This is a genomic window from Maribacter algarum (ex Zhang et al. 2020) (assembly GCF_005885635.1).
In the GTDB taxonomy this organism is placed as follows: Bacteria; Bacteroidota; Bacteroidia; order Flavobacteriales; family Flavobacteriaceae; genus Maribacter_C; species Maribacter_C algarum.
The window spans coordinates 276,035-289,448 of sequence record NZ_VATY01000003.1 but is presented as its reverse complement, the minus strand read 5'-3'; the positions used below and the strand labels follow the sequence as shown (position 1 = coordinate 289,448).

Annotated in this window: 8 protein-coding genes; 2 read left to right on the top strand and 6 right to left on the bottom strand. The window is 40.7% G+C overall.

Features of this window, described 5'->3' with window-relative positions; genetic code table 11:
* Nucleotides 1–18 precede the first annotated feature (18 nt).
* The 3 genes from FEE95_RS14995 to FEE95_RS14985 form a co-directional block, all read right to left on the bottom strand.
* Nucleotides 19–2,043, bottom strand: coding sequence for a fasciclin domain-containing protein (locus FEE95_RS14995; protein ID WP_138658815.1), 2,025 nt, complete (start codon nt 2,041–2,043; stop codon nt 19–21).
* A 370-nt stretch (nt 2,044–2,413) separates the two neighbouring features.
* Complete coding sequence (locus tag FEE95_RS14990; protein WP_138658814.1) at nt 2,414–3,811, bottom strand: fasciclin domain-containing protein; 1,398 nt, start codon at nt 3,809–3,811, stop codon at nt 2,414–2,416.
* A 283-nt stretch (nt 3,812–4,094) separates the two neighbouring features.
* Nucleotides 4,095–5,087, bottom strand: a complete 993-nt coding sequence (locus FEE95_RS14985; RefSeq protein WP_138658813.1) for a fasciclin domain-containing protein — start codon at nt 5,085–5,087, stop codon at nt 4,095–4,097.
* Nucleotides 5,088–5,267: 180 nt separating this feature from the next.
* Here FEE95_RS14985 and mnmA point away from each other — a divergent pair, with 180 nt between their 5' ends.
* Nucleotides 5,268–6,458 carry a tRNA 2-thiouridine(34) synthase MnmA gene (gene mnmA / locus FEE95_RS14980; RefSeq protein WP_138658812.1) on the top strand — a complete coding sequence of 397 codons (1,191 nt, stop codon included), beginning with the start codon at nt 5,268–5,270 and terminating at the stop codon, nt 6,456–6,458.
* A 66-nt stretch (nt 6,459–6,524) separates the two neighbouring features.
* Nucleotides 6,525–7,487, top strand: a complete 963-nt coding sequence (locus FEE95_RS14975) for an NAD(P)H-dependent flavin oxidoreductase (protein WP_394347957.1) — start codon at nt 6,525–6,527, stop codon at nt 7,485–7,487.
* Here the strand turns inward: FEE95_RS14975 and FEE95_RS14970 are convergent.
* Genes FEE95_RS14970 through FEE95_RS14960 form a run of 3 tightly spaced genes read right to left on the bottom strand, consistent with a single transcriptional unit; the run spans nt 7,484 to nt 13,405 of the window.
* Complete coding sequence (locus FEE95_RS14970) at nt 7,484–10,912, bottom strand: HEAT repeat domain-containing protein (protein WP_138658810.1); 3,429 nt, start codon at nt 10,910–10,912, stop codon at nt 7,484–7,486. The two genes, FEE95_RS14975 and FEE95_RS14970, sit on opposite strands and share 4 nt — an antisense overlap.
* Nucleotides 10,913–10,954: 42 nt before the next feature.
* Complete coding sequence (locus tag FEE95_RS14965; protein ID WP_138658809.1) at nt 10,955–11,167, bottom strand: putative signal transducing protein; 213 nt, start codon at nt 11,165–11,167, stop codon at nt 10,955–10,957.
* Between the two features lie 45 nt (nt 11,168–11,212).
* Nucleotides 11,213–13,405 (bottom strand): transferrin receptor-like dimerization domain-containing protein, encoded by a 2,193-nt coding sequence (locus tag FEE95_RS14960; RefSeq protein ID WP_138658808.1) that lies wholly within the window; start codon nt 13,403–13,405, stop codon nt 11,213–11,215.
* Nucleotides 13,406–13,414: the final 9 nt, after the last annotated feature.

The window sequence follows — 13,414 nt, the reverse complement described above, 5'->3', positions numbered from 1 at the left end:
CAACTAACCTAACCTATCTTAATGATTTAAGATATCCAATACTTCCTTGGGCAGCATTACTTTGTCTATAAGGTGAACAACACCATTGCTAGCAAAGTTATCCGCTGCAATGACCTTAGCTTTGGTAAAGGTCTTATCCTTGATTTTTATGCTGTTTCCAACAAAGGCGACTATACTTTCCCCTTGTACCGTATGTATTCTTTGGTGATCCTTGAGGTCGGCGGAAGCAACTGTGGCGCCGCTAACAACATGGTAGGTAAGAATCTTGGCCAAGAGTGCTTTTTCTTCATGTGTATTGAAGTCGGCAATACTATTGTACTGACTCCCTAAAGCATGAAAAAGATTTGTGAAAGCTTCATTGGTGGGTGCAAATACAGTGAATTCATTGCTGCTCAAAGCTTCTACTAATCCAGCATCGGCTTGTATCAAAGCTTCTACCAAAATACTTAAGTCATCAACCGATTGCGCAAGTTCAACAATATTTGGAGTTGGTGGATTTAAAATGTCAAGCACTTCTTGGGGAAGTAGTACTTTGTTGATTACATGAACCACTCCATTGCTTGCTTTAACATCAGCCAGAACTACAGAGGCATTGGTATCTGTGGCATCATCAATATGAACTCCGCCATTTAGACGAATGCCAACTTTTTCGCCTTGCAGTGTTTCTATCATTTGGCCATCTTTCAAATCTGTTGAGAAAGCAGCTACTCCTGCCACTACGTGATAAGTAAGTACTTTTACCAATAGTGCTTTTTCTTCTTCCGTATCAAAATCAGCTAAGCTATGGTAGTCATCACCCAGTGCTTTGAGTAAATCAACAAAAGCGTGATTTGTTGGAGCAAAAACTGTAAACGGACCTTCACTGCCAAGCGCTTCTACAAGTCCGGCATTGGCTTGGACCAAAGCGTCTACCAACAAACTCAAGTCATCTGTTTCCACTGCTATTTCAACTATTGTTTTAAGCCTAAGTGAAGTCACAAAATCAACAGCCGATTGCGGTAAAAGAACCTTGTCGATAATATGGGCAACGCCATTTGACGCCATGATATCGACAGCTGTAATTGCAGCGTTCGTATCTGTTGCATCACCAATAACGAAACTTTTGTCCAAGGAAATGATGTCAATGGAATTCCCTTCTAAAGCTGTTGGAACCATGCCCTCGGTTAAATCGGCTGCCTTGACAGTTGCATTCGGAATTACATGGAATAAAAGAATGTCTTTCAATAGGTCCATTTCTTCGGGAGTATCAAAATCTTCTAAACCATGATAGTCGTCACCTAAAATTCCTAGTAATTCTACAAAGGCATCATTGGTAGGTGCAAAAACAGTAAATGGACCTTCGCTACTCAATGTTTCTGCAAGGCCTGCTTTAATAACAGCTGCTTCTAATATGGATAATTGTTCTGTGGCAACAACGAGGTCGACCAATGTACCTAAAGCCTCCATTTCAGCATCATTAATAGCATCAATGATAGCTTGCGGTAACAAAACTTTGTCAACAACATGCACCACACCATTACTTGCTGCAACATCGGCGATAACTACTTTAGCATCGACTTCAGTAGCATCTTGAATGAACACATCCGCATCAATGTTTATTGTAACATCTTCTCCTTGAACTGTAGAAATCATTTGATTATTACTCAAATCAGTCGAGAAAGCTGAGACACCTGCTACTACATGGTAGCTAAGGATAGTTGTTAGAACAGCCCTGTCTTCATCTGTTGAGAAATCTTCAAGAGAATTGTAATTGTCTAAACTGGAAAGCAAATTTGAAAAGGCCTCATTAGTAGGTGCAAAAACTGTAAAGGGGCCTTCGCTGCTTAGCGTACCTATTAAGTCTGTGCCTTCACTTTCATCGGCTTTAGCGAGTGCAGCGACAAGAGTACTTAATGCATCAGTTTCTTGTGCGGTTTCTACTATGTTTTTTGGAGGTGTTTTATTTTCGAAGTCGTTGATGTCAACGTTTTTTTCACAGGAAGTGAAAAACAAAAAAAGTGCTGAAAGAAGCAAATAACTTTTGAATGGGACATTTTTTTTCATAATAAAAAGTGTTTTTGTTTAATAGTAAATTGTTTAAAAATCAAATGGTAGTTCTATTTTAGGTGATAACCATTCTTTAACTAAAAGTTAGTTTTGTAAGATGTTGTGCACAATACATGCCTATAAAACTGGAATAGGTTAAACAACTAAAATGTTTTGTTTAATTATTAAGTAGATTAGTTAAACTTAAAAAGGTTGCTTTATTGTTCACTATTTTTTTAAAAAAATTAAACAAAAAAAATTTTATGGACTGTTGACCTTATTTGGTTTTTGATATCATAGATATGCAGCAGAGTGACAATTCGGATTTACTCCATAAAAAAAGGACCGCTATTGCGGTCCTTTAGAAAATCTTCTATTTCAAAAAAACTTAGTTATCTGAATTTGGAAATAATACGGTATCCAAAACATGTATCACACCGTTTATGGCTTGAACATCCACTGCGTCAATTCCTATTCCATCATTATTAGCTCCATCTACTACATTAGCAATATTTCCATCCGTACCAGGCAAAATAATCTGAAAAGTATCGCCTTCTAAAGTTTCGGGGGTAACTGTTGTGCCATCTGCTGTTAAATCACCAGAACGAATATTGGCCCCTGCAATTACATGATGCTGTAAAATGGGTGTAAGACCAGCTTCATCAGGAATAGCAGCCAATTTACCAAAAGCATCATTAGTTGGTGCGAATACGGTAAATGGTGCTGGGTCTGTACCGGTAAGCGTACTTAAAACAGCAACGAAATCAGTAGCTGGGGTCAATTCGGTTAGTGCGGTAACCAAAGTTGAAAAATTTGGGTCAGCAGTGGCAAAGGTAACTACTGTCGGTAAATCGATGACTTGATCTACGGCATGCACAATTCCATTCGTGGCAACGATGTCAGCAATGGCCGCTGTACTTGTTCCATTAAATTTTACTCCGTCATCTGTATTTATATAAATACTCAAGGCATCTCCGTCTGAATTTGTGGCAACAGTGTTTGCATAAGTATTTGATAAATCGGCAGCAGCTAAAGCAGCTCCGCTTATCACATGATTTGAAAGTACATCGTTAATGTCATTGTCATTAAGGTTCATAAAAGACGTAAATCCGTCATTTACTGGAGCTAAAACTGTGAACTTGCCACTGGCATCTGAAAGTAAATCTGTAAACGTTGTATTACCATCAGCGGTTAGGGCCCCAACCAAAGAAGTTAATCCGGGGTTGTTGATAGCGTGGTCGACGATTGTTGGTAATCCAATTACTTTGTCAACAATATGAACTACACCATTTGAAGCTTCCACATCAGCCTGGGTAACGGTAGAGCCATTTATTTTAACTCCACTGGTAGTATCAACATAAAGACTTAATGCCCTCCCATCAACACCAGCCGTTGAAGAAGAACTAATGTAGCTCGTGCTGAATCCAGAGGATAAATTTTTACCTGCTACAACATGATTCAATAAAACCTGGGTCAAAACATCAACAGGTACATCCTCTAAAGTTGCAAAACCATTATCACTTAAAAAAGCAGCGAAGGCATCGTTCGTTGGAGCGAAAACTGTAAATGGTCCGTCACCCTGGACAGTTGCTACTAATTCAGCACGGGTTAGAGCTGCAACTAAACTAGATAGGTCAGGTGTAGCTATTGCAGTCTCAGCGATATCGGGCATGGCCATTGGTGGGTCAATTAAAGGGTTGTCGTTATCATCGTCGCTACAAGCAACAAAAAATAGCGCCAAAATTAACACTGTTGTAAATTGTTTCATTTTTAAAAATTTCTTCATGGCAATTGTTTTAGTGATTTAACTGTTTCATTTAAAATGTGAGTTTTAGGCAATACCTTAAGTATTTTCTTTATCACCCACTTCTGAGATGCATAATTAAATAACGGTTGCTTTTGTTTAACAATTTTTACAAAAAGTTTAACAGAATGAAAAATACTTTAGGAAAGTAGAAGGCCCGAGTTCAATCTTTTAATGCAAAGAATTTTAGGTGTTTAGCCTTCGATTCGTGATTTGCATAAAAAAAACCGCCCAAAGGCGGTTTTTTTAAAGTGGGTAGTAATTATCAGTTCGTGGTATCAGGCAGTAAAACATTGTTCGATATAACATGGATAACTCCATTCGCTGCCTGAATATCAACGATTTCTATTGGTGTACCTTCATTTCCTGAACCATCGGTAATTTCTAAATTACCATCCCTAGACGATATAGTTATTTGATCTCCCTCAAGGGTAGCGACCATATTACCAGCAACAATATCGGTTGATCGGATATTGCCATTTAAGACATGATGTTCAAGGACGGCAGCCAAAAGATTCTCTTCTATATCACTTACAAAATCCCAATCCCCATTTGTTGCCAAAAGGTTGTCAAAGGCTTGCTCGCTTGGTACAAAGACAGTATACGGCCCACCTGCACCTTCCTTTAAATTTTCGGGTAAATCTGACGCTACTGCCGCTGCATCCAGAGCGGTAGCAAAAACTTCAAAATTCTCATCAGATGAGATGAATGTGTCGATCGTTGGTGGTGCAATAACTTGATCGACAATATGAATAATGCCGTTTTCAGCAACAACATCCGTTTCTATGACCGACGATAATCCATTAAATTCCACACCATTGACTGCATCAAAGTAAAGCGATAATTTGGACCCATTAGGCCCATCGGCCAAGGTCTGTAAATAGTTGCGCTGGAGATTGATTAGGGGTGCGGAGTCCACTCTACCCGTCACAACATGATTTAGTAAAATCTGTTCTAAGACTTCCGCTGGAACAGCCTCCAAATTCGCAAAGCCATTTGCGGATAAGAAACTTGAAAAAGCAGTATTTGTTGGAGCCAATACAGTAAATGGCCCGGCACCTTTTAGTGTGTTATCTAAGTCTGCTCTTTGCAAGGCGGCAACTAAAGAAGATAGATCTGCATTTGCCGCAGCGATTTCCACAATATCTGTTTCCGGTATGGGTATGGTATCTGTACCATCATCAATATTACAGGAAGTTATGACAAGTCCTACAATTATTAAAATCAAAAAACTTTTTACTCCCAAGAACTTTTTCATATGTATCAATTTATCTTTCAAAGTTAAAACAATTCATTAGCAATGAACCCTACTACCGATAGATGGTTAAAATCGTTTAGGGTTGCTTGTAATAGTTTTTTTAACTAAGATTTTGTCTTTATTGCCTGTAGATGCTTACCTGTTTAATTTTGTACTTTTGTACCCCAATTTTAGATTAAAATGAAAAAAGTGGTTGTCGGACTTTCCGGCGGAGTTGATTCTAGTGTGGCTGCATACCTTTTGAAAGAACAGGGGTATGAGGTAATAGGTCTTTTTATGAAGAACTGGCATGATGATTCCGTGACTATTTCCGAGGAATGTCCTTGGTTGGAAGACAGCAACGATGCTTTGATTGTAGCAGAGAGATTGGGGATTCCGTTTCAAACGGTTGATTTAAGTGCGGAATACAAAGAACGGATTGTCGACTATATGTTCAAGGAATACGAGATGGGAAGGACGCCAAACCCAGACGTACTTTGTAACCGCGAAATCAAATTTGATGTGTTTCTTAAAATTGCACTTCAATTGGGCGCCGATTATGTAGCTACCGGTCACTATTGTCGGAAAGGAACAATTCAAAATGCGGATGGGAGTGAAACCTATCAATTGCTTTCAGGTGCAGATGCGAATAAGGATCAGTCGTATTTCTTGTGCCAACTTTCTCAAGAACAATTGTCTAAAACTCTTTTTCCAATAGGGGAATTGCAAAAGCCTGAAGTTCGGAAAATTGCTGCGGCCAATGATTTGATAACTGCTGATAAAAAGGATTCTCAGGGACTTTGTTTTATAGGAAAGGTTCGCCTACCGGAATTTCTTCAGCAAAAATTGAAACCTAAAAAGGGAGTCATTGTTGAGGTTCCAGCGGGGGCAGTCCAGTTGCGTCGTTCGCAAATGGAATTTGATTCTAAAGAGGCCGAATTGGCCTATACTTCAGCAAAACCCGTTTACCATATTGAAGATGGCAAAATAGTAGGCGAGCACCAAGGTGCGCATTATTTTACAAAAGGACAAAGAAAAGGTTTGGACGTTGGTGGCACCAAGGAGCCTTTGTTTGTTATAGAAACTGATGTAGAGGAAAATGTAATTTATACGGGACAAGGAAAAAGTCACCCGGGTCTATATCGAAGAACGCTATTTGTAACTGATGCGGAATTGCATTGGGTACGTCCTGATTTGGCTTTGAAAGTTGATGGAACAATGAGCGTAATGGCAAGAATACGGTATCGACAAGCTTTGGAAAAGGCAACCTTATACAAAGTTGATGGCGGGCTTTATGTGGATTTCGAAGAGAAACAATCCGCAATTACAGAAGGTCAGTTTGTAGCTTGGTACCTAGAGGACGAACTTATAGGGTCGGGAGTGATTTCTTAGCCCTCGGTCAGTTCGAGCGGAGTCGAGAACGATGTTCGGATTGAGTTCCTCTCGACTCTGCTCGAGGTGACAGAAACATCTATACAAATGCAAAACAAAATAACAGAACTCTTCAAAATCCAATACCCCATCATTCAAGCAGGAATGATTTGGGCTAGTGGTTGGCGATTGGCTTCAGCAGTATCAAATGCTGGAGGACTAGGAATTATTGGTGCCGGAAGTATGTACCCTGAAGTGTTACGCGAACATATTCAAAAATGCCAACATGCTACGCATAAACCTTTCGGAGTGAATGTACCAATGCTCTATCCTGATTTGAAAGAGCTGATGGAAATTATTGTAGAAATGGGTGTAAAGATTGTATTTACCTCTGCAGGAAATCCGAAAACCTGGACCTCTTATTTTAAGGAAAAAGGAATCACTGTTGTTCATGTGGTGAGTAGCTTAAAGTTTGCTTTGAAATCTCAGGAAGCTGGCGTCGATGCCATCGTTGCCGAAGGCTTTGAAGCAGGTGGACATAACGGTCGTGATGAAACAACTACCTTGACTTTAATCCCCTCTGTGAAAGAAAAAGTGACCATTCCTATCATTGCCGCTGGAGGTATTGCTACAGGAAGAGCGATGCTAGCTGCGATGATTTTGGGTGCCGACGGAGTTCAAGTAGGTAGTCGTTTTGTGGCAAGTCGTGAAGCTTCTTCACATGAAGCATTTAAACAGAAAGTAGTTGAGGCCAGTGAAGGGGACACTCATTTAACTTTAAAGGAATTAGCACCTGTGCGACTTATCAAAAACAAGTTTTACAATGATGTTCAAGCAGCTTATGCGAGAGGTGCATCAATAGAAGAACTAAAAGAAGTTTTGGGTCGGGCAAGAGCCAAACGTGGCATGTTCGAAGGTGATATGGAAGAAGGCGAATTGGAAATTGGTCAAGTTTCCGCTTTGATTCATGATATCAAACCAGCAGCACAAATCGTTGTAGATATGATGCGGGAGTTTGAGGAAGCTAAGAAAATAGTTTCAAACCTTTAATTCAAAGTTAAAGGTTCAACCACTTTCAAACTGGATAGGTATTCTATCAAATCCCTTAGTTCTCGTTTGCTAATTAGTTTTCCAGCCGCGGGCATGGCTGATATACTGTTTTCCCTTTTTTGAATTCTGGAATGTGCAATTTCCAGGGGTTCTGCATCGGAGGTTCGGAGAATTAATTCATGTTCTGTTTCTTTTTCTAAAATCCCCGTAGCGATTTGGCCATCCTTTAAAGTTACGGTGACGGTGCCATAGCCTGGAGCTAATCTTTTACTGGGCTCTATTAATGATTCCAAAATCTCTTCCCTTGTTAAGATATTGGCGATGTTATCCAAAGGTGGACCTACTTGTCCACCCGCTCCTCCGACGGCATGACAACGAACGCATTGCGCTGCTGGATTGCTATTGAATACGGTTCTTCCTCCCCACCAATTGCCGCCATTTAGCGTTTCTTTAAACGAATCAGCCGTGTGTCCTCCAATTTTCAAAATACTAAGTTGAGCAATAAGCTCAGTAGATCCCGAAGTTTCGACTGCTTCCATAAGGTCTAATATAACCCCACTTTTCAATTGATTTTTTGCTGCGCGTTGAATAAGGTTTTTCAAAACACTCTCGCTTTTTTCACTGGGCATTTCAGATAAGACACCTAAAATTCTTTGTTGCTCGCGTACGGAACCTGTTCTAAAAATCGGATTAACGACAGCTGGAAGATCTTCCTTGGCAATATCTAATTCAGAAATCAATCCGACCGCCGCTTCTCGTACCATTTGTTCCTTATCGCCCATACCAGTTTTCATGGCGGTACCAATGTTTTCAAATTTTAGCTTCCCTAGAGCAGATAGCATTGCGGCCCTGACTTCTGGAGATTCACTTTTGGAGAAAACGGCGAACATATCCTTGTTGTTATCTTGAATACCCAAGTTCTCTAAAGTCTTCGCTAATCCAATCAGTATTTCAGGATTCACATCTGACAAGAACATCGGAATATCTTGTTGCAATTCTTTTCTCAAGAGACTTGCATCGCGTTCCACTTGACCTCGTAGACGACCATCGACACGATCTAGAACGGAAGGGGATTCCCATGTGCCTAGGGCGGCTAAGGCCTCGCCGCGAAGTTCACTAGTGAAAGCGGGATTCTTTGCGAAAGCAATGAGGTTTCTCATTTCGGTATCTCCACCAATCCGAAGCGCTGCATTTATACTGCGCCGTAGCAAAGGTTCCGATTTGAATTTTTCTTGTGTCAAAAGTCCTGCCAGAGCTGGAAGCGCTTCTTCAATAGACCAATCATCATTAATAGCACGGGCGGCTTCGGTTACAATATATTCATCAGTATCCTTTAAAAATAGGGCAACATTTTCATTTTCTAACCTTCTTAGAACCAATACGGCGGCAATTCGCAAACTGCGGTTCGGATTATCGACTAGGGCAGTAATCGGTTCGACTTTTCCTATTCTCGAAAGTGCTAAAACAGCAGCATGGCGTAAGTAGACATCTGCATCTGCATTGGTCTCCAACATATCTAATAAGGGCTGAATAGCAGCTTCATGTTTCGTTCTTCCCAAGGCTTGAGCGGCAAAGAATTTTACTCTGTCATTTTCGTGCTGCAGAAAAGGAATATATTCTGAAGCGGCTTCTGAATATTTTACATCTCCAAGTACTTTTAGAGCCTGGGCTATTATTTCGGAATCTTCATCAGACAATAATGATACAAGAGGTCCTGCTTTTCCTGAATTATTAGCAGCAATTTGACCTATACCCCAAATGGCATGAATCTTTGCAAACTGATTATCGCTCTCTTCCAATACTGATTTTAGTTTTCGGTAACCCCAAAATGTACTTTTTGCCAAGGAAAATTGTGCCTTTTGACGAATGCGCATATCTGGATAAGAGAGTAGTTTTACCAATTCATCATTCGATTGGCCATCATAATCCAAAGTCATCAGGCGTTCGGTTTCTGCTCGCTCTTTTTTCAAATCATTAGTATTGTCTGTAACATCGAGCTTCCAGATTCTGCCGTAGTTTTTAGTACCCCAACCATTAATCCAATCCGCCAGGTATAATGCTCCATCAGGACCAAATTTGATTCCAGTGGGAAGTACACCACTTAGCATATCGATATCCGTATCCAATTCAAAAGAAGCACCTTTGGGTTTCAAGTCAAAGGACCAGATATGTGACCTACTAGGATCACCCACGAATTCTACCAAAAAGAAACGATTTAACCAGTTTTTGCCGAGAGCCGTCCCTGGGTTGTAGACCATTCCGGTTGGTCCGTTATGGAAATTTTGAATAGGAGGGATGATATAGGCAGCTTGACCTTCCCATCGGGGTTTGTACAATTCTTCATCCATCCAAACTTTATAGCCGTTGTTTTTTGGGTCGGTGTATTTACCATATTGCCAATTGGAACGCCATCCGGCATCGGAACCTTCCACGATGTGAACCAAACGTTCACTTTCACCTCTATGGTCACCATCATTATCCGAAGAAATAATATTTCCGTAGGCATCAAAAACAAATTCATGGGTATTGCGAAGTCCGCGAGCGAAAACTTCGAAATCACTCCCATCAGGATTGCTACGGACTATCATTCCCTGATTTGGTAAATGATGCTTTTCCCCAGAAACGGTAGTAAGACTTCCTCCGATATCACCGATACCATAATATATTTTTCCATCGGGACCTTCAACTGCTCCAGACATTCCGTGAGCGCCAAAACCAATGTGAACTGCAAAACCATGGGCAATCGAAGTTTTCTCGTCTAAGATTTCATCGCCGTTGGAATCGGTTAGTCGCCACATATCAGGACCAACGCCTACAAAGACATCATTATCGCGAACTAGAAGTGCTCCAGCAACATCGGTAATTTCTTCATTGAAATCTTCTAAAATTCGTTTCGACACATCCGCCACACCATCTTTATTGGTATCCTCTAGCATCCAAACTTCGTCTTTTTCAACAGTCAAATCCTTCCAATCATGACTACCATCTTCATTCAAATCAGGAAACCATTCGTTTTCTTTGCTAAGTTCAGGGGCAAAAGTTTTTCGTAAAAATGCGCGTCGGTCTTCTACGGATTGTAGGGATATGGATGGTGTCATCCAATCCTGATATCCGCGGATATCAAACTCCGAATTTTTTTGACGATTGGTTCGGGTAAGATAGATTCTTCCTTTGGTGTCAATATCCATCGCAATAGGGTCTGGAGCCAGAGAATCGGATGCCCATAGGCTTAACTCTAATCCGTCTTCCATTTTAGCTACGATACTCTCACGTGCTTCTTTGGCTTTGGCACTTCCCAAAACGGAATCCTCAAAGACCGTTAAAGGAATTTCTTTCGGCTTGTTGGATTTGGTGTCGCATGACACACTAAGAAGTACTATTGCAATAAACGAAAGGGGAATGCGAACTACGGAATTTAGTTTCATTGGATGTTTGAATTCTAATTTGTGAGGTATGGTCTATTTTGGTTATGAATCCAGCACCTTTTCAGCCTGTTCTAATTCATCATTATGAACAAAAACTTCAGCCTCACCAAGCATTGATGATCCAAAACCTGCTAAACGAGCGGACTCTGCCTCATCTTTCACTACGGCAATAATTCCAATATCTTTAAGACGGCTCACAATACTTTGGGCTTCTGCAATATTTCCTATAAATATTCGGGTATAATTCGAATCCATAACAAATGTATTTTTAGTTTACATATCTAAATTACGAATTCCTTTTTATAACATTCCATTCATTTCTTGAATGTGTTTGTCAAAGTTTTTGAGTGTAGCGGCCAGTTTACTGATTTGCTCTTGCGCCTCTTTCCAATTCTTCTCCTCCACAGCTTCGCGAACCCCAGGTAAGGTCTTTACGCCGTAACCCGTATAGAAACCAGGTGCATAGATTTGGTGTTTGTACCATGAACGTCTTGGAAGCCCATCTTCAGAGGTTAATAGGTGTTCGGCTTGTATTAGCTTTTTATTCAAACTATTTCGTTTTTCTTTGGAAACTTTTGAAACATCCATTTTGGATAACATTTCAATACTTATTTTCAAAGCTGCCAATTCGTTTTGCAAAGGCGTAAAGTCCAAATAGGGAATAGCTTCTTTTTTCTTAGGTTTTAAAAAGGGTTTCTTAGGGTCGGCGGCCAATTCAAACATATTCTTATCGACCATTGTATTATGCTTCTCAACCTCTTTTCGCATCTTTTCTGTTTGCTTCATGATTCCATCTAAATAGCCCGAAACAGTCTTGTGCCATTGCTTGAATTCAAAAGGTAGCATATCAGCATTTGCCAATCGTAATGTAATTCTACCAGCCGTATTGGCTAGAGCAACTCCATAAGCGAATTCTGGGTCTTTAAATCTTTTATAATGGGGATAGGTATCATATATGGTGTGGTACTCACCGCCTCCATTTTCACCTCCAAAACCTAAGTTTAATGATGCAATACCTGCATGCTGGATGAAAGGCGTATAATCAGAACCAGAACCTAAAGCGTATAGTTCAAAATCTTCGGTGCCTCCTCTTACCATGTCTACCGCAATCCGTCTTTCTTTGATTGAAACTCCTCTTTGTGGGTCTTTTACAGTACCGGCCACCTCACCGACCATAGCCTGTAAGCTGTGGGAACCTCCTGCACCTAAGAATCCACGTCCGTTACCATCGGTGTTGATATAGGCGACTACTTTTTGTTGTAGCTCTTTTTTATGGTCTTCCACCCACTCGGTAGATCCTATGAGTCCGGGTTCTTCGGCATCCCAAGCACAATAGACTAAGGTACGTTTGGGCTTGTTTCCTTTTTTTGCCAATTCACCTACCGCTCTCGCCTCCTCCATTAAAGCAACCATTCCGCTAATCGGGTCATTTGCACCATGTACCCAAGCATCGTGATGATTGCCTCGCATCACCCATTGGTCAGGAAAGTCTGTTCCTTTAATGGTTGCGATAACATTATGGGCCGGTTTTAGCTGCCAATCGAATTCCAATTTCAAATGGACTTTCGCAGGACCCGGACCAATATGATAGGTGATTGGTAATCCACCTCGCCAAGATTGTGGTGCCACTGCTCCATCTAAAGCCGCCAATAAAGGTTGGGCGTCTTCGTATGAAATTGGTAAAACAGGAATCTTCGTAATTGTAGGTGCATCTTTTCTATCCAAACGTTTGGCATCTTTGGTCGCACCGTAGCCTGGAGTAAGAACATCGCCAGGATAAGTTGGCATATCCATCACAGAACCGCGCTGCACACCGGTCTTATTTTTGTAGGCTCCTTTAGGATAGACATCACCACGCCCATATCCATCATCCGCGGGGTCCGAATAAATAATACATCCTATAGCACCGTTTTCGGCGGCTAATTTTGGTTTGATTCCTCGCCAAGAACCTTGGTATTTGGCGATTACGATTTTTCCTTTTACATCGATACCCAGCTTATCAAGGACTTCGTAATCACTAGGAATTCCATAGTTCACAAAAACCAATTCGGCTTCTACATCTCCATCCGTAGAAAAGGCATTATAACTTGGGAGCAAAGCATCGCCTTGAGCCGTGAATTCATCGCCCTCAACAGGAACAGCAGTTAATTTTGCTTTATATGAAGTAGGACCTTTTAGTTCAAGTAAACGAACTTTAGGATAGGGAAAGAGCACATGATAGGTTTCTATTTTTGCATCATAACCCCAAGATTTGAATTGCTTCTGAATCCATTTGGCATTTTTTTCTCCGTATTCAGTGCCTACCCAATGTGGTTCTGCCGCCATAATTTGCATCCATTCATCAAGATTACTGGCATCGAGTTTAGCTTCAAAAGCGGTTTCTAAAGTCTTTTGCTTTTTGGCGTTTTCGCGAGTAAATCCTAAGATGGATTCTTGAGCGTTTAGAAAAGTAATGCAAAGTAAAAGGGAAAGGGTGAAAGTTCGAGTTCTCATGGTGGTTGG

What these genes read in the sequence shown, in the direction of transcription:
- mnmA (WP_138658812.1), top strand. Translation starts at nt 5,268, where the DNA reads ATGAAAAAAGTGGTTGTCGGACTTTCCGGCGGAGTTGATTCTAGTGTG.
- FEE95_RS14960 (WP_138658808.1), bottom strand. Translation starts at nt 13,405, where the DNA reads ATGAGAACTCGAACTTTCACCCTTTCCCTTTTACTTTGCATTACTTTT.
- FEE95_RS14965 (WP_138658809.1), bottom strand. Translation starts at nt 11,167, where the DNA reads ATGGATTCGAATTATACCCGAATATTTATAGGAAATATTGCAGAAGCC.
- FEE95_RS14990 (WP_138658814.1), bottom strand. Translation starts at nt 3,811, where the DNA reads ATGAAGAAATTTTTAAAAATGAAACAATTTACAACAGTGTTAATTTTG.
- FEE95_RS14985 (WP_138658813.1), bottom strand. Translation starts at nt 5,087, where the DNA reads ATGAAAAAGTTCTTGGGAGTAAAAAGTTTTTTGATTTTAATAATTGTA.
- FEE95_RS14970 (WP_138658810.1), bottom strand. Translation starts at nt 10,912, where the DNA reads ATGAAACTAAATTCCGTAGTTCGCATTCCCCTTTCGTTTATTGCAATA.
- FEE95_RS14995 (WP_138658815.1), bottom strand. Translation starts at nt 2,043, where the DNA reads ATGAAAAAAAATGTCCCATTCAAAAGTTATTTGCTTCTTTCAGCACTT.